The sequence below is a fragment of the Shinella granuli genome, from assembly GCF_004341885.1.
In the GTDB taxonomy this organism is placed as follows: domain Bacteria; phylum Pseudomonadota; class Alphaproteobacteria; order Rhizobiales; family Rhizobiaceae; genus Shinella; species Shinella granuli.
The window spans coordinates 119,431-140,814 of record NZ_SLVX01000006.1; the positions used below are offsets into that span (position 1 = coordinate 119,431).

General features: G+C 66.5%; 16 protein-coding genes. 11 read left to right on the plus strand and 5 right to left on the minus strand.

The window, feature by feature from the left end; genetic code table 11:
* Positions 1–34: 34 nt before the first annotated feature.
* The gene (locus EV665_RS12180) at positions 35–1,252 is read left to right on the plus strand and encodes an NAD(P)/FAD-dependent oxidoreductase (RefSeq protein ID WP_133034431.1); all 1,218 of its coding nucleotides are present in this window, start codon (positions 35–37) and stop codon (positions 1,250–1,252) included.
* 185 nt (positions 1,253–1,437) lie between these two features.
* Positions 1,438–4,236 (plus strand): bifunctional diguanylate cyclase/phosphodiesterase, encoded by a 2,799-nt coding sequence (locus EV665_RS12185; protein ID WP_133034321.1) that lies wholly within the window; start codon positions 1,438–1,440, stop codon positions 4,234–4,236.
* A 6-nt stretch (positions 4,237–4,242) separates the two neighbouring features.
* Here EV665_RS12185 and EV665_RS12190 read toward each other — a convergent pair whose 3' ends face one another.
* The 3 genes from EV665_RS12190 to groES all read right to left on the minus strand — a co-directional run bounded on the left by EV665_RS12190 (position 4,243) and on the right by groES (position 7,277).
* On the minus strand, positions 4,243–4,689 hold the full coding sequence (locus EV665_RS12190; protein ID WP_064329192.1) for a hypothetical protein: 447 nt from the start codon (positions 4,687–4,689) through the stop codon (positions 4,243–4,245).
* 595 nt (positions 4,690–5,284) lie between these two features.
* Entirely contained in the window at positions 5,285–6,925 is a 1,641-nt protein-coding gene (groL, locus tag EV665_RS12195; protein WP_064329193.1) for a chaperonin GroEL, read from the minus strand.
* A 55-nt stretch (positions 6,926–6,980) separates the two neighbouring features.
* Positions 6,981–7,277 carry a co-chaperone GroES gene (groES, locus tag EV665_RS12200; protein WP_064329194.1) on the minus strand — a complete coding sequence of 99 codons (297 nt, stop codon included), beginning with the start codon at positions 7,275–7,277 and terminating at the stop codon, positions 6,981–6,983.
* A gap of 320 nt (positions 7,278–7,597) precedes the next feature.
* On the opposite strand from groES, the gene EV665_RS12205 reads away from it, so the two are divergent.
* The 5 genes from EV665_RS12205 (at position 7,598) to EV665_RS12225 (ending at position 14,055) form a co-directional block, all read left to right on the plus strand.
* On the plus strand, positions 7,598–8,446 hold the full coding sequence (locus EV665_RS12205) for a TIGR01459 family HAD-type hydrolase (RefSeq protein ID WP_133034322.1): 849 nt from the start codon (positions 7,598–7,600) through the stop codon (positions 8,444–8,446).
* 19 nt (positions 8,447–8,465) lie between these two features.
* Positions 8,466–9,446: a bifunctional riboflavin kinase/FAD synthetase gene (locus tag EV665_RS12210; protein ID WP_133034323.1), complete on the plus strand. Its 981-nt coding sequence runs from the start codon at positions 8,466–8,468 to the stop codon at positions 9,444–9,446.
* Between the two features lie 444 nt (positions 9,447–9,890).
* Complete coding sequence (ileS, locus tag EV665_RS12215) at positions 9,891–12,782, plus strand: isoleucine--tRNA ligase (protein WP_133034324.1); 2,892 nt, start codon at positions 9,891–9,893, stop codon at positions 12,780–12,782.
* A 169-nt stretch (positions 12,783–12,951) separates the two neighbouring features.
* The gene (locus EV665_RS12220; RefSeq protein ID WP_064329198.1) at positions 12,952–13,566 is read left to right on the plus strand and encodes a hypothetical protein; all 615 of its coding nucleotides are present in this window, start codon (positions 12,952–12,954) and stop codon (positions 13,564–13,566) included.
* A gap of 3 nt (positions 13,567–13,569) precedes the next feature.
* Positions 13,570–14,055 carry a GNAT family N-acetyltransferase gene (locus tag EV665_RS12225; protein WP_064329199.1) on the plus strand — a complete coding sequence of 162 codons (486 nt, stop codon included), beginning with the start codon at positions 13,570–13,572 and terminating at the stop codon, positions 14,053–14,055.
* Here EV665_RS12225 and EV665_RS12230 read toward each other — a convergent pair whose 3' ends face one another.
* Positions 14,056–14,499: a nucleoside deaminase gene (locus EV665_RS12230; protein WP_133034325.1), complete on the minus strand. Its 444-nt coding sequence runs from the start codon at positions 14,497–14,499 to the stop codon at positions 14,056–14,058.
* 70 nt (positions 14,500–14,569) lie between these two features.
* Here EV665_RS12230 and EV665_RS12235 point away from each other — a divergent pair, with 70 nt between their 5' ends.
* From EV665_RS12235 to EV665_RS12245, 3 genes are read left to right on the plus strand one after another with little or no spacing between them, the layout of a single operon-like run.
* On the plus strand, positions 14,570–16,459 hold the full coding sequence (locus EV665_RS12235) for a pseudouridine synthase (protein ID WP_133034326.1): 1,890 nt from the start codon (positions 14,570–14,572) through the stop codon (positions 16,457–16,459).
* Positions 16,460–16,465: 6 nt separating this feature from the next.
* Positions 16,466–17,026 carry a 16S rRNA (guanine(966)-N(2))-methyltransferase RsmD gene (gene rsmD, locus EV665_RS12240; protein WP_064329202.1) on the plus strand — a complete coding sequence of 187 codons (561 nt, stop codon included), beginning with the start codon at positions 16,466–16,468 and terminating at the stop codon, positions 17,024–17,026.
* Positions 17,027–17,068: 42 nt separating this feature from the next.
* Positions 17,069–17,935 (plus strand): patatin-like phospholipase family protein, encoded by an 867-nt coding sequence (locus EV665_RS12245; protein WP_133034327.1) that lies wholly within the window; start codon positions 17,069–17,071, stop codon positions 17,933–17,935.
* A gap of 204 nt (positions 17,936–18,139) precedes the next feature.
* Here EV665_RS12245 and EV665_RS12255 read toward each other — a convergent pair whose 3' ends face one another.
* Complete coding sequence (locus EV665_RS12255) at positions 18,140–19,924, minus strand: monovalent cation:proton antiporter-2 (CPA2) family protein (RefSeq protein WP_133034328.1); 1,785 nt, start codon at positions 19,922–19,924, stop codon at positions 18,140–18,142.
* A 110-nt stretch (positions 19,925–20,034) separates the two neighbouring features.
* On the opposite strand from EV665_RS12255, the gene EV665_RS12260 reads away from it, so the two are divergent.
* The gene (locus tag EV665_RS12260) at positions 20,035–21,381 is read left to right on the plus strand and encodes a TldD/PmbA family protein (protein WP_133034329.1); all 1,347 of its coding nucleotides are present in this window, start codon (positions 20,035–20,037) and stop codon (positions 21,379–21,381) included.
* Positions 21,382–21,384: the final 3 nt, after the last annotated feature.

Genomic DNA, 21,384 nt, shown 5'->3' on the forward strand with positions numbered 1-21,384 from the left:
CCTCTCGGAAAACAAGGACGGGACGGACGACATCGTGACGGGAAGACTGGTTGTTGCGGGCGGCGGTCAGGCCGCCTTTGCCCTGGTTGCCAAATTGCGCGCGCTGAAGGACGAGCGGCCGATCACCATCGTCGCCGGCGAGGCGAGCCATCCCTATCAGCGCCCACCGCTCTCCAAGAAATACCTGCTCGGCGAGGCCGATCTCGGCCGGCTGATGTTCCGCCCGGAAAGCTGGTATCCGGACAACAATGTCGAGATCCGCCTCTCGACCGAAGTCACCGCCATCGACCGCGCCGCAAGGACGGTGACGCTCAGCGACGGCTCGACGCTGCACTACGGCGTTCTGGCGCTCGCCACCGGCGCGACGCCGCGCCGCCTGCCGGCCGAGATCGGCGGAGACCTCGACGGCGTCTTCACCGTGCGCGACTACCGCGATGCCGATCGCCTCGGCCTCGAAATGCAGGAGGGCCGCCGGGCGCTCGTCGTCGGCGGCGGTTATATCGGCCTTGAAGCGGCGGCCGTGGCGCGGGGCAGGGGGCTGCATGTCACGGTCATCGAGATGGCCGACCGCATCCTCGCCCGCGTCGCGTCGCCCGCGACCGCCACGATCCTCAAGGCGATCCACACGGCGCGCGGCGTCGATGTGCGGGAAAAGACCGGCCTCGTCCGGCTCCTCGGCGAAAACGGCCGCGTCACCGGCGCGGAGCTTTCCGACGGCTTCGTGCTGCCCGTCGACGTGGTGATCGCCGGCATCGGCGTTGCGGCGAACGACAGGCTTGCGCGCGATGCCGGGCTGGAGGTCGCAAACGGCATCGTCGTCGATGCCCATGCCCGCACCTCCGACCCGGCGATCTTCGCCATGGGCGACTGCGCCGTGCTGCCTTTCGAAGGCAACCGCGTGCGGCTCGAATCCGTGCAGAATGCGGTCGACCAGGCCGAGGCCGCCGCCGCGGTCATCGCCGGCGGCGATCTGCCCTACGTGCCGAAGCCCTGGTTCTGGTCCGATCAATATGACGTCAAGCTGCAGATCGCCGGCTTCTGCATGGGGTTCGACGATACCTTCGTGCGTCCCGGCCCGCGCGAGGGCAGCGTTTCCGTCTGGTATTTCCGGGCCAGCAGGCTGATCGCCGTCGACGCGGTCAACGATGCCAAGGCCTATGTGGTCGGCAAGAAGCTGATCGAGATGGGTCGTACGCCCGAGCGTGCCGCGCTGGAGGACCCGGCGACGGACCTCAAGGCCCTGACGCTCTGAGCGTGGTGATGCGCAAAGGTTGAGTGGAATTTTTGTTGCAGATTGGAACAGTTGTACTGTTTTGATTTTTGTTAAGTATGAACCGACGCAGGATATGGCAGTCCGGTATCGCCATATCTGAATTCACTCATTTTTTAGGGTTGTCCGGCTGAGTGGGGCCATCTCGTTCCCACCGGTGACCTTTCATGCTCCGCATTCTGACCTGCCTGACCGTCGAGCACGACCTCCGTCTCGTCCTGCTCGCAGCCCTCATCTGCTTCCTGTCCTGCTATGTCGCCGTGACGCTGGTGCAGAGGGCGCAGGCTGCCGGCGGCATGGCGCGCGCCCTCTGGCTGGGGGCGGCCGGCGCGTCGAGCGGCTTCGGCATCTGGGCGACGCATTTCATCGCCATACTGGCCTATGATCCCGGCGTCGTCATGGGGTTCGACATGGAGCTGACCCTGGTCTCGCTCGGTGTGGCGATCGTCGTCACGACGATCGGCGTTGCCGTCGCCACCTATCTTGCCGGAAGAAGCGCGGCCATTGCCGGTGGCCTGCTGCTCGGCGCCGGCATCACCTCCATGCACTATATCGGCATGGCGGCGCTGGACGTGCCGGGCAGCCTTGATTGGGATCTGGCCTATGTGGTGGCGTCGGTCGTCTGCGCCGGGCTCTTCGGGGCGCTTGCGCTGGTCTTCTGCATGCGCCCGCAGGCGCGGGGCCGCGACCGGGCGCTCGCCACCGTGCTGATGGCGCTCGGCGTCGTCTCGCTGCATTTCACGGCCATGACGGCGGTCACGGTCACGCCCGGCCTGGTGCCGGTGAGCGACGACACGATGCTGTCGACGGGCCTGATGGCGCCGCTGATCGCCGTCGTCGCCTTCTCGCTGCTCTTCACCGGCCTGACGGCCGCCGTCTTCGCCCGGCAGGCCGAGCTTGCCGCCAGCGAGAGCACGCGCCAGTTCGCCATGCTGGTGCAGGGCGTCAAGGATTACGCCATCTACATGCTCGATCCGGACGGCCGCGTCGCCAACTGGAACGAGGGCGCCGAGCGCAACAAGGGCTACAAGGCGCCTGAGATCGTCGGCCAGCACTTCTCGCGCTTCTACAGCGAGGAGGACCGTGCGGCCGGCCTGCCGGAGCGGGCGCTCGCCATCGCGCGGGAAGAGGGCAAATATGAGAACGAGGGCTGGCGCTATCGCAAGGACGGCTCGCGCTTCTGGGCGAACGTGGTGATGGACGCCATCTACGACACAGGCGGCACGCTCGTCGGCTATGCCAAGATCACCAAGGACGTGACGAAGGAAAAGGCCGATGCCGACCGCCTCGCCGAGGTGACGAAGAACCTCGACCTTGCGCTGGAGAACATGTCGCAGGGCCTTTGCCTGTTCGACAAGGACGAGCGCCTGCTGCTCGCCAACAGGCGCTACAGCGAGATCTTCGGCTTCCCGGAAGGCCGTATCCGCCCCGGCATGACGCTGCGCGAGATCGTCGACCAGGGCGTCGCCGACGTCTTCGTCGATCCGGAGGTCTGGAAGCCGCGGGCGCGCGACATGTATGCGCGTCGCCGCGCGGCCATCCTGGCCAATGACGGCGGCGTGATCGTCGAGAAGCTGTCGAACGGCGTTTCCGTGCAGTTGCGCTACCGCACGCTGCCGGATGGCGCCTGGGTCGCCACCTACGAGGACATTTCCGAGCGGCTGCGCTCGGAGGAACAGATATCCTTCCTCGCCCGCCACGACAGCCTGACGGGCCTGCCGAACCGCGCATGCTTCAACAACCGCCTCGAAGCCGATCTCGATTCGGCGCGCCGCTCGGGCGGCAAGGTCGCGGCGATCGGCATCGACCTCGACAAGTTCAAGGAAATCAACGACACGCGCGGCCATGCGGCGGGCGACGAGGTTCTGACGACGCTGTCGAAGCGCATGCAGGCCTGCCTTGAAGCGGACGAGACGATCGCCCGTTTCGGCGGCGACGAGTTTGCCGCGGCAAAGCGCTTCGAGGATATCGCCGAGCTCCACGATTTCATCCAGCGGCTGGAGGCCTGCCTGCACGAGGAAATCCGCATCGACGGCTACGACATCAAGCCGGGCGCGAGCCTCGGCGTGGCGATCTATCCGCAGGATGCCGACAATCTCGAAGCCCTCATCAACAATGCCGACCTTGCCATGTACCGCGCCAAGGACGCCTTGACCGAGACGGTCTGCTTCTACGAGGTCTCCATGGACGAGGCCGCCCGCAGCCGCCGCCTCATCGCCAACGATCTCTGGCAGGCGGTCGAGCGCAACGAGCTCCAACTGCACTACCAGGTGCAGAAGGCGGTCAATTCCGGCGATACGATCGGCTACGAGGTGCTGCTGCGCTGGCACCATCCCGTGCGCGGCACCATTCCGCCCAGCGACTTCATCCCGATCGCGGAAGAATGCGGCGCCATCCTGCCGATCGGCGAATGGGTGCTGCGCGAGGCCTGCCGCGAGGCGGCCACCTGGAACAACGAGCACAAGATCGCCGTCAACCTGTCGCCGGTGCAGCTCGGCAATGCCGACGTCGCCGACCTCGTGCACCGGGTGCTGCTGGACACGGGCCTCAGCCCGCACCGCCTGGAGCTGGAGATCACCGAATCGACCATCATCGGCGACAAGGAGCGCGCGCTCCAGACGCTCCGCCGCATCAAGGCCTTCGGCGTCACCATCGCCATCGACGATTTCGGCACGGGCTATTCCTCGCTGGAAACCCTGCGCGCCTTCCCCTTCGACAAGATCAAGCTCGACCGCAGTTTCATGAGCGAGGTGGAGGCGAGCCCGGAGGCCAAGGCCATCATCCGCGCCATCCTGGCCCTCGGCCAGACGCTGCGCGTGCCCGTCCTGGCGGAGGGCGTGGAGACGCGCAGCCAGCTCGACATCCTGCTCGACGAGGGCTGCGACGAGGCCCAGGGCTACTTCCTCGGCCGCCCGATGCCGGTGGAGCGCATCCGCCCGGGTTCGGAGACGAGCGAGGCGGCGTAAGCCGCCTTACTGCCGCTTGAAGCGGCGGCCGGCGAGATCGATCTGGAAGCGGGGGAAGATGAAGACGCCGATGATGGAGCCGGCATACTTCTCCTCAAGGCCCGTCGATTCCCCGACGCAGAACACCGGCTGGCGCGGCGCGCCGTCGAGATGGATGGTCGTCGAGAAGCAGAAGGACGACGAGGACGCCGCCGCCTGCTCGAAGAGCTCCAGCACGCGCGTGCGGTCGAGCGGCTCGTAGCAGCGGATGAGGTTCAGAAGGCCGCAGGTGCGCTGCGGCAGGCCATGCGCCAGCGCCGCCTTGTCGCCCAGCGCGAAGAGGCCGTTGGAGAGATCGCCGGTCCAGCGCTCCGTCACGCAATATTGCGTGAGCAGTTCGTTGTCCGTCTCGTCGAACTCCATCGAGCCCGGCAGAAAGGGCGACGAGAGATCAGTCTTGATTATCTTGAACACCTACGACCTCAGGCAGTTGCTCGAATTTGGCCGACATGTCCCGCGCCGTGACGGCACAAGACATGCTAAAAAACAGTGCCGGCTGACAACCATCGAAGCCCGCCGAACCACTTTCTCATGGACTGAACTGCATCCGGCTCCGTCTTTTCTATCGGAGCGGATGTACGCGTGAAGACCGCCGCTGACCTTCATGCAGGCCCCCCGACGGTTTCTTTCCAATGCTTGGAGGCATCCGGCTGCACGACAAATCGACTATAGTCCCGTCGAATTTCAGCGCCTGATCCCCCGGTGAATCTTTAAAGTTCACTTGGAGCGTCTTTATAGTTGGTTTTTTGATGCCATCAACGGCTTTTTGATAATTATTGTACAAATGGAAAAATTCTTTTCACGGTAACGATGCAGGTCCGCCGCCGTTTCAAACGCAAAAGGGGCGGCCCGAAGACCGCCCCTTCCGAACTGAACCGGATGGCTCAGATGTGAAGGCTTTCGCCTATCACATCATGTCCATGCCGCCCATTCAGCGCGCTTGACGCGCTGAACCACTTTTAGTGCATGGGCGAAGCTTGATGGCCACGCTGCGATAGGCTTTCGCCTATCACATCATGTCCATGCCGCCCATGCCGCCCATGCCGCCGGGCATGCCGCCCGGTGCATCCTTCTTCGGCAGCTCGGCGATCATGGCTTCCGTCGTGATCAGCAGCGAGGCAACCGAAGCGGCGTTCTGCAGGGCCGTGCGGACAACCTTGACCGGGTCGACGATGCCGAGCGCGATCAGGTCGCCGTATTCGCCGGTCTGGGCGTTGTAGCCAAAGTTGTCTTCGTTCTTGTCGAGGATCTTGCCGACGACGATGGAGGCTTCGTCACCTGCGTTTTCCGCGATCTGGCGAACCAGCGACTGGAGAGCCTTGCGCACGATGTTGATGCCGGCTTCCTGGTCGTCGTTCTCGCCCTTGACCGAGATCTTCGTGGAGGAACGCAGCAGGGCAACGCCGCCGCCCGGTACGATGCCTTCCTGAACGGCAGCGCGCGTCGCGTTGAGGGCGTCGTCGATGCGGTCCTTCTTTTCCTTCACTTCGACTTCCGTCGAGCCGCCGACGCGGATGACGGCAACGCCGCCGGCGAGCTTGGCAAGCCGTTCCTGCAGCTTCTCGCGGTCGTAGTCGGAGGTGGTTTCCTCGATCTGGGCCTTGATCTGGGCGACGCGGCCTTCGATCTCGGCCTTCTGGCCGGCACCGTCGACGATCGTCGTGTTTTCCTTGGAGATCGAGACCTTCTTGGCCTTGCCGAGCATGTCGAGCGTGACGTTCTCGAGCTTGATGCCGAGGTCTTCGGAGATGACCGTGCCGCCCGTCAGGATGGCGATGTCTTCGAGCATGGCCTTGCGGCGGTCGCCGAAGCCCGGAGCCTTGACGGCAGCGATCTTGAGGCCGCCACGCAGCTTGTTGACGACGAGGGTCGCAAGCGCTTCGCCTTCGACGTCTTCAGCGACGATGACCAGCGGCTTGCCGGTCTGGACGACGGCTTCGAGAACCGGGAGCATGGCCTGGAGGTTCGAGAGCTTCTTCTCGTGCAGGAGAATGTAGGCGTCTTCGAGGTCGGCGACCATCTTTTCCGGGTTGGTCACGAAGTAGGGCGAGAGGTACCCGCGGTCGAACTGCATGCCTTCGACGACTTCGAGTTCGGTCTCGGCGGTCTTGGCTTCTTCAACCGTGATGACGCCTTCGTTGCCGACCTTCTGCATGGCTTCGGCAATGTCGAGGCCGATCTGGCGCTCGCCGTTGGCCGAGATCGTGCCGACCTGGGCGACTTCTTCCGAGGTGTTGATCTTCTTGGCCTTGGCCTGGAGATCCTTGACGACTTCGGCGACGGCGAGGTCGATGCCGCGCTTCAGGTCCATCGGGTTCATGCCGGCGGCAACGGCCTTGGCGCCTTCGCGAACGATGGCCTGGGCAAGAACGGTTGCGGTCGTGGTGCCGTCGCCGGCGATGTCGTTGGTCTTGGAAGCGACTTCACGGACGAGCTGGGCGCCCATGTTCTCGAACTTGTCTTCCAGTTCGATTTCCTTGGCGACGGAAACGCCGTCCTTGGTGATGCGCGGAGCGCCGAAGGACTTGTCGATGACGACGTTGCGGCCCTTGGGGCCGAGCGTGACCTTCACGGCGTCTGCGAGGACGTCGACGCCACGCAGCATCTTTTCGCGCGCGGTGCGGCCGAATTTGACTTCTTTGGCTGCCATTGTGAGAACTCCTGAAGAGGTGTCAGCGGAATTGGGAAAGGGATTACCGGCGAGATCAGCCGATGATGCCCATGATGTCGGCTTCCTTCATGATCAGAAGGTCTTCGCCGTCGAGCTTGACTTCGGTGCCCGACCACTTGCCGAACAGGACGCGGTCGCCGGCCTTGACGTCCAGCGGAACGACCTTGCCGCTTTCATCGCGGGCGCCGGAGCCGACGGCGACGACTTCGCCTTCCTGCGGCTTTTCCTTGGCGGTGTCCGGAATGATGATGCCGCCCTTGGTCTTGGCTTCGGATTCGACGCGACGAACGACGACGCGGTCGTGAAGCGGGCGGAAGGTGGTGCTTGCCATTGTCTTTTCCCTCGATCAAATGACATTGCGGATCGCGAGACGGATCCGATGGATTGATGTTAGCACTCGTCTCCTTTGAGTGCTAGCGATGCCGAGATAGGCGGCGGAGCGCCTGGAGTCAAGAACGGCGCCCGCAAAATATTTCGCCCGGAATGGTTACCGCAGCCGCCAGATGGGAGCGCCATCGCACGCCATCAAGTCAGCGCGATGAATTTTCATTCCTTTCCCCGTTGATCGAGCAAAATTGTGTGGAGAGGCTTGTTTTCTTGGCCTCGCTTTGCGATGTCAGCCGGGCTCGACCTCGATACGGGAATCCCCTGATGGCTCAACGCATCCAATCCTTCAGCGACATTGCCGCGCACTATGACGTGGTGCTCTGCGACGTCTGGGGCGTCCTGCACAATGGCGTCGAAGCTTTCTCCTATGCTTCCGAGGCCCTTGCCGCGGCCCGTGCTGCCGGCCTTGCCGTCGTGCTGATCACCAATTCCCCGCGTCCGCATCCCGGCGTGAAGGTGCAGATCCGCGGCCTCGGCGTCACCGACGACGCCTATGACCGGATCGTCACGTCCGGCGACGTCACCCGCGCGCTGATCGCCGAAGGGCCGAAGAAGATCTATTTCATCGGTGCCGAAAAGGACCTGCCGCTGCTTGACGGCCTCGGCGTCGAGCCGGTCGGCCTGGAGGAGGCCGGCATTGTCGTCTGCGCGGGCCTGCGCAGCGACGAGACGGAAACCGTCGAGGATTACCGCGCCGAGCTGACGGCGCTCGCGGCGAGGAAGCTGCCCTTCATCTGCGCCAATCCCGATCTCGTCGTCGAACGCGGTCACCGGCTCATTCCCTGCGCCGGCGCGATCGCCAAGCTCTATGAGGAACTCGGCTGCACGAGCCAGATCGCCGGCAAGCCGCATCGGCCGATCTATGAGAAATCGATCGCCGAAGCGCGCGAGGTGCACGGCGATTTCGACCTGTCGCGGGTGATCGCTGTCGGCGACGGCATGCCGACGGACGTGCGCGGCGCGGAAGCCTTCGGCCTCGACGTGCTCTATATTTCGGGCGGCATCCACGCGCAGCATTATGTCGAGGGCGGCCGTACCGACGAGGCGAAGCTGGAGGCTTTCCTGAAGGCGGAGGGCGCGCACCCGAAATGGTGGATGCCCAGGCTGCAGTGACGGGACGGAGACGGTCGTCATGACGGTATTTCACAGGAATGAAACCAAGGAGCCGCTGCCGGAGCGCCTGCGCGGCGGCGTCGTCGCCATCGGCAATTTCGACGGCGTGCATCGCGGCCACCAGGCCGTGCTGCAACGGGCGCTCGATATCGCCAAAGATCGTGGCATCCCCGCCCTGGTGCTGACCTTCGAGCCGCATCCGCGCACGGTCTTCCGCCCGGAGCGCCCGGTCTTCCGCCTGACGCCGGCGCCGCTGAAGGCCCGCATCCTCGAAGGCATGGGTTTTTCCGCCGTCATCGAATACCCGTTCGACCGCAGTTTTTCCGAAATGTCGGCGCATGATTTCATCCGCGCCGTGCTGATGGACTGGCTGCACGCCTCCGAGGTCGTCACCGGCTTCGATTTCCACTTCGGCAGGGGCAGGGAAGGCGGACCAGCCTTCCTGATGGCCGCCGGCGAGGATAACGGCTTCGGCGTGACGCTGGTCGACGCTTTCCGCGACGAGAACGCCTCGGTCATCTCCTCCAGCTTCATCCGCGCGCTGCTCGGCGAGGGCGCCGTCGCGGAGGCCGCCGGCCAGCTCGGCTATCGCTACACGGTCGAGGCGGAGGTCATCGGCGGCAAGCAGCTCGGCCGCACGCTCGGCTATCCGACCGCCAACATGCAGCTTCCGCCGGAGGTCGAACTGCGCAACGGCATCTACGCCGTGCGTTTCCGCCGCCCCGACGGCAGCCTCCATGACGGCGTCGCCAGTTACGGCCGCCGCCCGACGGTGGACGCCAACGGCGCGCCGCTGCTCGAAACCTTCCTCTTCGATTTCTCCGGCGACCTCTACGGCGAGGTCTGCGCCGTCTCCTTCTTCGGCCACCTGCGCGACGAACTGAAGTTCGACGGCCTCGATGCGCTGGTCGTGCAGATGAAGCGCGACGAGGAGGAGGCACGGGCGCTGCTCTCCGGTGTTTCGTCGCTGGGGCCGATCGACCGACGGCTCTGTTTCTGATCGCAAGCGGCGGCCTTACCGTCGGTAATTTGTTGACGAACCTTGCCCCATTCTCCTTCGTCATCCTCGGGCTTGTTCCGAGTTCGTCATCCTCGGGCTTGACCCGAGGATCCATTTTTTCAACGGCTTATGGATCCTCGGGTCAAGCCCGAGGATGACGAAGGAGAGGTTTGGCAGTCTTTGTCAGCGTCCCGCCGCGGCTTTGCCGCTCGTCATGTCTTTTCAAACCGCCCAAAACGCCGTAAGACCGCGCGCATGATGCTCAACCGGCTGACCATCGATCTGCGAATTAGTGGCCCGGCCTTCCGCGCGCTCTGAGCGAGGCCGGAAGGTCCGGGATTTCGGGCGTTTCGAAAACGCCCCCGCCGTCAGTGCCCATTGCATGACCTGACAACCTTCCCCGCATGCGCGAAAGATGCGCGCGACGAGACGATAGCCATACCCATGACCGATACACCCGAAAAAGTCGATTATTCGTCCACCCTCTACCTGCCGCAGACGGATTTCCCCATGCGCGCCGGCCTGCCGCAGAAGGAGCCGGAAACGGTGGCCCGCTGGCAGAAGATGGGTCTCTACAAGAAGCTGCGCGCGTCGGCTGCCGGCCGCGAGAAGTTCGTGCTGCACGACGGCCCGCCCTATGCCAACGGCAACATCCATATCGGCCACGCGCTGAACAAGATCCTCAAGGACGTCATCAACCGCTCGTTCCAGATGCGCGGCTATGACGCCAACTACGTGCCCGGCTGGGACTGCCACGGCCTGCCGATCGAATGGAAGATCGAGGAGAAGTACCGCGAGAAGGGCAAGAACAAGGACGAGGTGCCGGTCAACGAATTCCGCAGGGAATGCCGTGACTTCGCCACCGGCTGGATCAAGATCCAGTCGGACGAGTTCAAGCGCCTCGGCATCGAGGGCGACTTCGACAATCCCTACACGACGATGAATTTCCATGCCGAGGCCCGCATCGCCGGCGAACTGCTGAAGATCGCCAGGAGCGGCCAGCTCTACCGCGGCTCCAAGCCCGTCATGTGGTCGGTCGTCGAGCGCACGGCGCTGGCGGAAGCGGAAGTCGAATATGCCGACGTCGAGAGCGACATGATCTGGGTGAAGTTCCCGATCGTGGAAGGCGCTGTCGACCTTCAGGGCAACTACGTCGTCATCTGGACGACCACGCCCTGGACGATCCCCGGCAACCGCGCCATCGCCTTTTCCTCGCGCTATCCCTATGGCCTGTTCGAAGTCGAAAGCGCCCAGAACGATTTCGGCCCGCAGCCCGGCGAGAAGCTGATCTTCGCGACGCGCCTTGCCGATGAGGCCGCCGCGAAGGCGAAGCTCACCTTCAGGTTCGTGCGCGATGTCGAGCCCGCGGAACTCGCCGCGCTCACCTGCGCCCATCCGCTGAAGGATCTCGGCTACACGTTCCCGGTTCCGCTGCTCGACGGCGACCATGTCACCGACGACGCCGGCACCGGCTTCGTGCACACGGCACCCAGCCACGGCCGCGAGGACTTCGACGCCTGGACGGCCAAGGCCCGCGAACTGGAAGCGCGCGGCATCTCCTCGAAGATCCCGTTCCCGGTCGACGACGCCGGCTTCTACACCGCCGACGCTCCCGGCTTCGAGGGCGCGCGCGTCATGGACGACAACGGCAAGAAGGGCGATGCCAACGAGCGCGTCATCAAGGCGCTGATCGCTTCCAACACCCTGTTCGCCCGCGGTCGCCTGAAGCACTCTTACCCGCATTCCTGGCGCTCCAAGAAGCCGGTGATCTTCCGCAACACGCCGCAATGGTTCGTCTACATGGACAAGGAGCTCGGCGACGGCACCACGCTGCGCTCGCGCTCGCTCGCGGCCATCGACGATACCCGCTTCGTGCCCGCCACCGGCCAGAACCGCCTGCGCGCCATGATCGAAAGCCGCCCGGACTGGGTGCTCTCGCGCCAGCGTGCCTGGGGCGTGCCGATCGCCGTCTTCGCCGACGAGAACGGCGAGGTGCTCATCGATGACGCCGTCAACGCCCGCATCCTCGAAGCCTTCGAAAAGGAGGGCGCTGACGCCTGGTTCGCCGAGGGCGCCAAGGAGCGCTTCCTCGGCGGCGACCACGACCCGGCCAAGTGGACGCAGGTCATGGACATCCTCGACGTCTGGTTCGATTCGGGCTCGACGCACACCTTCACGCTCGAGGACCGCCCCGACCTGAAATGGCCGGCCGACGTCTATCTCGAAGGCTCCGACCAGCATCGCGGCTGGTTCCACTCCTCGCTGCTCGAAAGCTGCGCGACGCGCGGCCGCGCGCCCTACGACGCCGTCGTCACGCATGGTTTCACCATGGACGAGAAGGGCGAGAAGATGTCGAAGTCCAAGGGCAACGTCGTCTCGCCGCAGGACGTGATGAAGGAATCGGGCGCCGACATCCTGCGCCTCTGGGTCATGACGACGGACTACTGGGAAGACCAGCGCCTCGGCAAGACGATCATCCAGACCAACATCGACGCCTACCGCAAGCTGCGAAACACGGTGCGCTGGATGCTGGGCACGCTGGCGCACGACACGGGCGAGGAGATCGCTCATGCCGACATGCCGGAGCTGGAAAGGCTGATGCTGCACCGGCTGTCGGAACTCGATGCGCTCGTGCGCGAGGGCTATGACGCCTTCGACTTCAAGAAGATCGCCCGCGCGCTGATCGACTTCTCCAATGTCGAGCTCTCGGCCTTCTACTTCGACGTCCGGAAGGACGCGCTCTACTGCGACGCCCCGTCCTCGCTGAAGCGCCGCGCCAGCCTCTGCGTCATCCGCAAGCTGTTCGAATGCCTCGTCACCTGGCTCGCCCCCATGCTTCCCTTCACGATGGAAGAGGCCTGGCTGTCACGCAAGCCCGATGCCGTCTCGGTACACCTCGAACAGTTTCCGGTCGTCCCGGCCGAATGGCGTGACGATGCGCTCGAAGCCAAGTGGGAGAAGATCCGCGCCGTGCGCTCGGTCGTCACCGGCGCGCTGGAGATCGAACGCCGCGAGAAGCGCATCGGCGCTTCGCTGGAGGCTGCCCCGGTGGTCTCGATCGCCGATCCGGAGCTGCTTGCCGCGCTCGAAGGCCAGGATTTCGCGGAGATTTGCATCACTTCGGCCATCACCGTGGTCGCCGGCGAAGGCCCGGCCGAGGCCTTCCGCCTTGCGGACGTCGCCAAGGTCGCCGTCGAGCCAAAGCTTGCGGAAGGTCAGAAATGCGCCCGGTCCTGGCGCATCACGACGGATGTCGGCAGCGACCCGGACTATCCCGATGTCTCGGCCCGCGATGCCGCGGCGCTGCGCGAGATCGGCTTCCGCCGCGCGGCCTGAACGCCGCAGCTCTGTTGGCGGCCGGCGCTTTCCGGCCGTCAATCTTCCCGGGTGAATTGCACTCGCTGCCGTCATCCGGTAATGCTGCCTGAAAATGGTCGGATTTTTCCGCCATGGGACGGCGGCCGTGCCCGGGCCTTGGGGCGCCGGCCCTGCTGGAAGGGTATTCATGGGAATGACGCGAAAAATTCGGGTGCGTACCGGCCTGCTCGGTCTCTTGGGCGCAAGCTTCGTCCTGACCGGCTGCATGGGTCCGACCTACGGCACGGGCAAGACCGCCGGCGAGCAGCTTGTGGAAGACGTCGGCAACGCCGTCATGATTCGCCCCGACAACAAGGAAGCGAAGAACATCCGCTACCAGCCGCGCGGCAGCCTCGTCGTGCCGAAGGACCAGCTCGCGCTGACCACGCCGCAGCAGTCCGTCGCCAGCAAGGACAATCCGGAATGGCTGGAAAGTCCCGAGGATATGCGCGAGCGCCTGCGCGCCGAGGCGGATGAAAACAGCAACAGCACGACCTTCCGCTCGCCGCTCGCCTCGCAGGGCACGACGAACCGCAAGCTTTCCGCGGCTGAGCAGACCGCCGCCTATCGCGATGCACGCCGCCTGCAGATGGGCGCCTATGCCGACAAGCGCCGCTACCTGAGCGATCCGCCGCTGGATTACCGCCGCCTTCCCGAGGAGGCCCAGGCCGATCTCGGCGAGCCGGAAAAGGTCAAGGAGCGCCGCCGCAAGAAGGAAGCGAAGGCGGCCAAGCAGAGCGGTTCTTCCTGGTGGCCGTTCTAAGCCATGACGGCCTATCGCATTCGTCCGGCGTCGATTGACGACGCCGCGACCATCCTGCGTTTCATCCGGGAACTGGCCGATTACGAGAAGGCCCTCGACGCGGTCGAGGCGACGGAGGAGACCATCGCATCCTCGCTGTTCGGCGAGGGGTCCGTCACCCGTGCGGTGATCTGCGAGACGGCAGCGGGCGAGCCGGCCGGCTCCGCCATCTTCTTCAAGACCTATTCCACCTGGCAGGCGAAGAACGGCCTCTATCTCGAGGATCTCTATGTGACGCCCGCCCATCGCGGCGCCGGCGTCGGCAAGATGCTGCTGCGCCATCTCGCCCGCATCGCGGTGGAAGAGGGCTGCGGGCGCTTCGAATGGAGCGTGCTCGACTGGAACACGCCGGCCATCCGCGTCTATGACGCGCTCGGCGCTGAGCCGCAGTCGGAATGGATCCGCTATCGCCTCGACGGCGACAGGCTGAAGACGTTCGCGGCGGGCTGATCAGCGCCGCTCGGCAAAAAACGTCTTCAGGATCTCCGCCGCTTCCAGGTCGCCGATGCCGGAATAGACGTCCGGTGCGTGGTGGCAGGTCGGCTGGGCGAAGAAGCGCACGCCATTGTCCACCGCGCCGCCCTTCGGGTCTTCCGCGCCGTAGTAGAGCCGGCGGATGCGGGCGAAGGAAATGGCGGCGGCGCAGAGCGTGCAGGGCTCCAGCGTCACGTAGAGGTCGGCGCCGGCAAGGCGTTCCTGCCCGAGTTTTGCGGCGGCCGCGCGGATGACGGCGACCTCGGCATGGGCGGTCACGTCGTTCTCCGCCCGCGTGCGGTTGCCGGCGCTGGCGATGACCGCGCCGTCCATGACCAGCACCGCCCCGACAGGCACTTCGCCGCGCGCGCCGGCCGCGCGGGCTTCCTCGAGCGCGATCTCCATGAAGCGATTTGTCATTGACGGCACGAATTCCTCTTAACCCCGGACGCCTGACCTGATAGGACACGGCAAAACGCAGGCAACACAAATGACATCCAAAGACAAGCCAAAACGGCCGGGCGCCAAGCCCGCGGGCCGTGATCACAAGCCGCGCGGCGCATCGGCCGCTGCCGGCAAGAAGCCCTTTTCCGCCGGCAAGCCGTCGGGCGCCAAGACGCCGTTCGCGGGCAAGTCCGCCCCGCGCGACGGCAAGCCAGCCCGCGCCGCCAAGCCAGCGCCGGCCGCGCCCGCCAGCGCCGAGCTGGCGCCGGAGCGCATCTCCAAGCTGCTGGCGCGCGCCGGCGTCGCCTCGCGCCGCGATGTCGAGCGCATGATCATGGAGGGCCGGGTCAGCGTGAACGGCACGGTGCTGGACACGCCCGTGCTCAACGCCACGCTTGCCGACCATATCGAAGTGGACGGCGTGCCGATCCGCGGCATCGAGCGCACACGCCTCTGGCTCTACCACAAGCCCGCCGGCCTGGTGACGACCAATGCCGACCCCGAGGGCCGCCCGACCGTCTTCGAGAACCTGCCCGAGGACCTGCCGCGCGTCATGTCCGTCGGCCGCCTCGACATCAACACCGAAGGCCTCCTGCTCTTGACCAATGACGGCGGCCTCGCGCGCATGCTGGAGCTGCCGACGACCGGCTGGCTGCGGCGCTACCGCGTGCGCGCCCACGGCAAGATCGAGCAGGCCGACCTCGACAAGCTGAAGGAGGGCATCGCCGTCGACGGCGTGCTCTACGGCGCGATCGATGCGACGCTCGACAAGACGCAGGGCACCAATGTCTGGCTGACGCTGGGGCTTCGCGAAGGCAAGAACCGCGAGGTCAAGAACGTGCTCGGCGCGCTCGGCCTCGACGTGAACCGCCTGATCCGCATTTCCTACGGCCCCTTCCAGCTCGGCGAGCTGCCGGAGGGCCACGCCCAGGAGATCCGCGGCCGCACGCTGCGCGACCAGCTCGGCCCGCGCCTCATCGAGGAATCCAAGGCGAATTTCGACGCGCCGCTGTTCGACCACGCATCTGCCGATGCCGACGAGAAGCCGGCGCCGAAGAGCCGCAGCGAGGCTCCGGCCCGGGGCGAAAAGCCGGCCGGCCGGCGAGAGAAGCCGGAGGACCGCCGCGAGCAGGCCCGTGCCCGCCTCGACACCCGGCGCGACGACCGCTTCGCCGACAAGCCGCAGGACGGCGGCCGTGGCCGCGACGAGGACCGTTTCGATGGCAAGCCGAAGCGCGAACCCGCCGTGCGCGCCCGCAAGTCGAATGTCTGGATGGCGCCCGGCGCGCGCCCCGTTGCCGAAAAGAAGGCGGAGACCGCCGAGGGTGTGAAGCGCGAGCCGCGCGAACGCCCCGAAGGCGCGCCGAAGACCAAGCGCTACGGCCGCACCGCCGAAGGCACGCTGACGCGTTCGGCGAAGAAGTTCGACCCGGACCGCAAGGGCCCGGCCCGCGGCCGCCCCGGCGACGACCGGGCGGAAAAGCCGCGCATCCTGAAGACGCGCGACGCGGACGGCGAATGGATCCGCGCCAGCGAGCCGGAGGCGCGGGACCGCGACGACGGCGGCCGCGGCGGTTTCGGCCGCAAGCGCTCCGGCGCGGGCGACGACCGCTCTTCCCGTGATTTCGCCGATCGCTCGCCGCGCGGCGAGCGTCGGCCCCGTGCGGAAGGCGAACGCTCCTTCGGGGATCGTCCGGCCCGCGGCGACCGCAAGCCTCGCGCGGAAGGCGAGCGCTCCTTCGGCGACCGCAAGCCGCGCGCAGAAGGTGAACGGTCCTTCGGGGATCGCCCGCCGCGCCGCGATGGCGGCAAGCCGTTCGGCGGAAAACCCGGCGGCAAGTCCTTCGGCGGCAAGACGGGCGGGCGTCCCTCCGGCGGCAAGCCCGGTGGTGGTCGCCCGGCAGGCGGCAGCCGCCCGCGCGGCAAGGGGAAGTAAGCGGCCGTGCGCATCGTCGGCGGTGAATTCCGCGGCCGGTCGCTCGCGACGCCGAAGTCGGACGATATCCGCCCGACGACGGACCGCACCCGCGAAAGCCTGTTCAACATCCTCTCGCACGCCTATCCCGAGGCGCTCGACGGCACGCGCGTGCTCGATCTCTTCGCCGGCACCGGCGCCGTCGGCCTGGAGGCGCTGTCACGTGGCGCGCGCGCGGTGCTCTTCGTCGAGCAGGGCGTCGAGGGCAGGGGACTTTTGCATTCCAACATCGAGGCGCTCGGCGTGATCGGCCGCGCGAAGATCTTCCGGCGCGATGCGACGGCGCTCGGCGGCGTCGGCACGATGGAGCCGTTCCATCTGCTCTTCGCCGACCCGCCCTATGCCAGGGGCCTCGGCGAGCGGGCGCTCGACGCGGCAGCCCGCGGCGGCTGGCTCGTCGAGGGTGCCCTTGCGATCCTCGAGGAGCGCGCCGATATTCAGCCTGCCGCCGTCGATGGCTACGAGCTGCTGGAGGTCCGCACCTTCGGCGACACGCGCATGCATTTCTACCGCTACCGCCCCGGCTGATCCTTTCGCCGGCGCTGCCGAAACGAACCGGAGACCTGAGCCATGACCGACGCCCTCGTTTCCGCAAGCAAGCCGCAGGCCGACGGTCCGACCGTCGCCATCGCGCTTGGCGGCGGCGGGGCACGTGGGCTCGCCCATATCCATGTGATCGAGGTGCTGGACGAACTCGGCATCCGCCCGGTGCTGATCTCCGGCGCGTCGATCGGCGCCGTCATGGGCGCGGCCATGGCGGCCGGCATGACGGGCCGGGAGATCCGCGCGCACACGCTCGCCGCCATCGGCCATCCGGGCCGCATCATGAACCGCCTCTGGAGCCTCCGGCCCACCCGCTTTTCCGAGGTCGTCGCCCGCGGTTTCCGCGTCGGCCAGTTCGACCTGGAACGCATCCTCACGGCTTTCCTGCCGGAAAGGCTGCCGGAGACCTTCGAAGGGCTCTCCATTCCCCTGAAGATCGTCACCGCGGATTATTACGCCCAGTGCGAATGCGTCTGCGACAGCGGCCCGCTCTTGCCGGCGATCGCGGCCTCCGCCGCGCTGCCCGCCGTCTTCCGCCCGGTGGTGATAAACGGCCGGGTGATGATCGACGGCGGCCTGTGGAACCCGGTGCCCTTCGATCATCTCCTCGGCAAGGCGGACATCACCATCGGCGTCGACGTCATCGGCCACCCGCCCGCCGGCACGGCCGGCATGCCCAACAGCATCGACAGCCTCTACGGCGCCACCCAGCTCACCATGCGCTCCATCGTCACGCTGAAGCTGGAAAAGGGCGCGCCGGACATCTTCCTCCGCCCCGATGTCGGCCGCTTCCGCGTGCTCGATTTCGTCAAGGCCGAGGAGGTGCTGACCGCCTCCGCTGGCATCCGCGACGAGCTGAAGCGGGCGCTGGACGAGAAGCTGTCGGCGGTTTGAGGCGACGGGCATAGTCCACAGCCGGGATACCCCCCTCTGCCCTGCCGGGCATCTCCCCCTCAAGGGGGGAGATTGGATGGAGAACCGTCTCGCCCATCTCCAACGTTGCTGATCGAGCAGGTCTTTTGCGCCTTGCCGATCTCCCCCTTGAGGGCGAGATGCCCGGCAGGGCAGAGGGAGGACTTTCCAGGTGAGAGGTCCCCCTCAGGCACTCTCCTCCTCGTCCAGCGCCAGCTTCCGCGGCTTGACCAGCGGTTCCGGCTTCACCGGCTTGGTGTGCAGCATGTGCCGGCCGGCGGCAAGGCCCTCGACGGCCTGCAGCTCCAGCCGGGCGAGGTCGCGGCGGCGGATGTCGTCGCCGATCGCCTGGGCGTCGTCCGGCTCCACGCCGAGTTCCTCCAGCGTTTCCCGGCCGAAGACGAGGGCGGATTCGAAGGTTTCGCGCACGTCGTGCTGCACGCCGCGCCCGCGCAGCGACAGCGTGTGCACCCGGTCGTAGGAGCGCACGAAGAGCGTGGCATTGGGATATTCCGACTGCACGAGGTCGACGATGCGGTCCGTCGTTGCCTTGCCCTGGGTGCAGACGGCGACGATCTTGGCGCGCTCGATGCCGGCGGCGCGCAGCACGTCCTTGCGCGTGCCGTCGCCGAAATAGATGCGGAAGCCGAAGCTCGCCGCCTGGCGCACGCGGTCGGTCGAATGTTCGATGACGGTGACCTCGCGCCCGCCGGCAAGGAGGATCTGCGCGGCGATCTGGCCGAAGCGCGAAAAGCCGATCATCAGCACGTCCGCGCCCGCGCCCTCGAAATCCTCCTCCATCTCCTCCTCGATGTCCTCGACGATGAGGAAGCGCGAGAGCGCCGCGGCGATCGGCGTCAGCGCCATGGAGATGGTGACGATGGCGATCAGCAGCGAGGCGAGGCCGCCGGAAAAGATGCCGGCGGCCGACGCCGCGGTGAACAGCACGAAGCCGAACTCGCCGCCCTGCGGCAGCACGAGCGCGATGCGCACCGCATCGTTGTGCGGGGACCCGGTGAAGCGGCAGAGGCCGTAGATGACGAGGCTCTTCACCAGCATCACGGCGGGGGTGGCGATGAGGATCGTCAGCCAACGGGAAAAGACGACGTCGAGATGCAGCGACAGGCCGACGGCCATGAAGAACAGGCCGAGCAGGATGCCGCGGAAGGGCTCGACATCTGCCTGCAGTTCATGGCGATAGGAGGAATCGGCCAGCAGCACGCCGGCGAGGAAAGCGCCCATCGCCATGGAGAGCCCGGCCATCTGAAGGAGCATGGCGGCGGCCAGCACGACGAAGAGCGCGGCGGCGATCATCGCCTCGCGCGCGCCGGTGCGGGCGATCACCTGGAACAGCGGGTTGAGCAGGTAGCGGCCGGCGGCAAACAGGGCGGCGATGGCGCCGATGGCGATGAGGAAGTCCTCGAAGGCCGTCGTCGTGTCGTGCGGCGCCTGTTCGGCGAGCAGCGGGATCACCGCCAGCAGCGGCACGATGGCGAGGTCCTGCAGGAGCAGCATGGAAAAGGCCCGCTGGCCGTAGCGCGTGTTGATGTCGCCCCGCTCGTCGAGGATCTGCATGGCGAAGGCGGTCGAGGAGAGCGCGAGGCCGAAGCCGATGATCAGCGCCCCGTCCCACCGTTCGAGACCGAAGGCGAGGGTCAGGCCGGCCAGCGCAAGGCCGGTGACGACGACCTGCGCCATGCCGAGCCCGAAGATGTCGTGCCGCATCGCCCACAGGCGCGAGGGCTTCAGCTCCAGCCCGATAAGGAAGAGCAGGAAGACGACGCCGAGTTCGGCGACGCCCAGCAGTTCCTCGCCGTCGCGGATCTGGTGCAGGATCGGGCCGATCACCACCCCGGCGGCGAGATAGCCCAGAATGGTGCCGAGGCCCAGCCGCTTGAAGATCGGCGCGGCCAGCAGCGCCCCGCCGAGCATCATGAGGACCTCGTTGTAGGGGCTGTGGGTATAGGCCATGCGGAGGGCTTTCTTCTGGTGGGGCGAGGGCGATGCGGCAAAAAAGGAGCGGCCTCCCTTGATGCCCGTGCCACTGCACAATAAATGGGGCAGCAAAGAAAGGCCAAGTCATGTCAGAGACGATCGATTCCGCAAGCCTTCTCGCGCGTGCCGGTGAACTCATCGACCGCGCCGTTCAAGCGGGGGCGGATGCGGCCGATGCCGTCGTCGTCCGGGGCCGCTCCTCCTCCGTCAGCGTGCGGCTCGGCAAGGTCGAGGGCACCGAGGCCTCCGAGAGCGACGATTTCTCGCTGCGCGTCTTCGTCGGCCGGCGCGTCGCCAGCGTCTCGGCCAATCCCGGCTTCGACCTGAGGGTGCTGGCCGAGCGCGCCGTCGCCATGGCCAAGGCCTCGCCGGAAGACCCCTATGCCACGCTCGCCGGTGAAGCGGATCTTGCCAAGGACTGGCCGGACCTCGAACTCTTCGATCCGACCGAGGTCTCCGCCGATCAACTGACCGAGGCGGCGCTTGCCGCGGAGGCCGCCGCGCTCGCCGTCCCCGGCATCACCAATTCCGGCGGCAGCGGGGCCTCGGCCGGCATGGGCGGCCTGGTGCTCGCCACCTCGCACGGCTTTTCCGGCGCCTACAGCGCCAGCCGCTTCGGCCGTTCCGTCAGCGTCATCGCGGGCGAGGGCACGAAGATGGAGCGCGACTACGACTTCGATTCGAGCCTCTATTTCGCCGATCTGCGCGATGCCGAAGAGATCGGCCGAGAGGCGGCCGCCCGCGCCGTGCGCCGGCTCAACCCGCGCCAGGTGCCGACGGCGAAGAACGTCACCGTCGTCTACGATCCGCGCGTGGCGCGGGGCATTGCCGGTCACATCGCGGGCGCGATCAACGGCGCCGCCGTCGCCCGCAAGACGAGCTTCCTGCGCGACCGCATGGGCCAGCAGGTGCTGAAGGCGGGCCTGTCCGTCACCGACGATCCGCTGATCGTGCGCGGCTCGTCCTCGCGTCCCTTCGACGGCGAGGGTGTGCGCGGCCAGCGCCTCACGATGATCGAGGACGGCGTGCTCAGGCACTGGTTCCTCTCCACCTCCACCGCCAACGAGCTCGGCCTGAAAACCAACGGGCGTGGCGTGCGCGGCGGCACGGCGGTCAACCCGGCCTCGACGAACCTCGCGCTGGAGCCCGGCGACATTGCGCCGGAGGACCTGATCCGCTCCGTCGGCACCGGCTTCTACGTCACCGAGCTGATCGGCCAGGGCGTCAACATGGTAACGGGCGAATATTCGCGCGGCGCCTCCGGCTACTGGATCGAGAACGGCGAGCTGACCTTCGCGGTCTCGGAGGTGACGATCGCCTCCAATCTCGTCGACATGTTCCTGCGCATCACGCCGGCAAGCGACATCGACCGCTCGTTCGGCACCGCCGCGCCGACGCTCGCCATCGAAGGCATGACGCTTGCCGGGACGTGAGAC

Bases quoted from the DNA above. Each gene is read 5' to 3' on its own strand.
- EV665_RS12235 (WP_133034326.1), top strand. From the start codon at position 14,570: ATGACATCCAAAGACAAGCCAAAACGGCCGGGCGCCAAGCCCGCGGGC.
- groES (WP_064329194.1), bottom strand. From the start codon at position 7,277: ATGGCAAGCACCACCTTCCGCCCGCTTCACGACCGCGTCGTCGTTCGT.
- EV665_RS12260 (WP_133034329.1), top strand. From the start codon at position 20,035: ATGTCAGAGACGATCGATTCCGCAAGCCTTCTCGCGCGTGCCGGTGAA.
- groL (WP_064329193.1), bottom strand. From the start codon at position 6,925: ATGGCAGCCAAAGAAGTCAAATTCGGCCGCACCGCGCGCGAAAAGATG.
- EV665_RS12255 (WP_133034328.1), bottom strand. From the start codon at position 19,924: ATGGCCTATACCCACAGCCCCTACAACGAGGTCCTCATGATGCTCGGC.
- EV665_RS12210 (WP_133034323.1), top strand. From the start codon at position 8,466: ATGACGGTATTTCACAGGAATGAAACCAAGGAGCCGCTGCCGGAGCGC.
- EV665_RS12225 (WP_064329199.1), top strand. From the start codon at position 13,570: ATGACGGCCTATCGCATTCGTCCGGCGTCGATTGACGACGCCGCGACC.
- EV665_RS12205 (WP_133034322.1), top strand. From the start codon at position 7,598: ATGGCTCAACGCATCCAATCCTTCAGCGACATTGCCGCGCACTATGAC.
- EV665_RS12185 (WP_133034321.1), top strand. From the start codon at position 1,438: ATGCTCCGCATTCTGACCTGCCTGACCGTCGAGCACGACCTCCGTCTC.
- EV665_RS12220 (WP_064329198.1), top strand. From the start codon at position 12,952: ATGGGAATGACGCGAAAAATTCGGGTGCGTACCGGCCTGCTCGGTCTC.
- ileS (WP_133034324.1), top strand. From the start codon at position 9,891: ATGACCGATACACCCGAAAAAGTCGATTATTCGTCCACCCTCTACCTG.
- EV665_RS12245 (WP_133034327.1), top strand. From the start codon at position 17,069: ATGACCGACGCCCTCGTTTCCGCAAGCAAGCCGCAGGCCGACGGTCCG.
- EV665_RS12230 (WP_133034325.1), bottom strand. From the start codon at position 14,499: ATGACAAATCGCTTCATGGAGATCGCGCTCGAGGAAGCCCGCGCGGCC.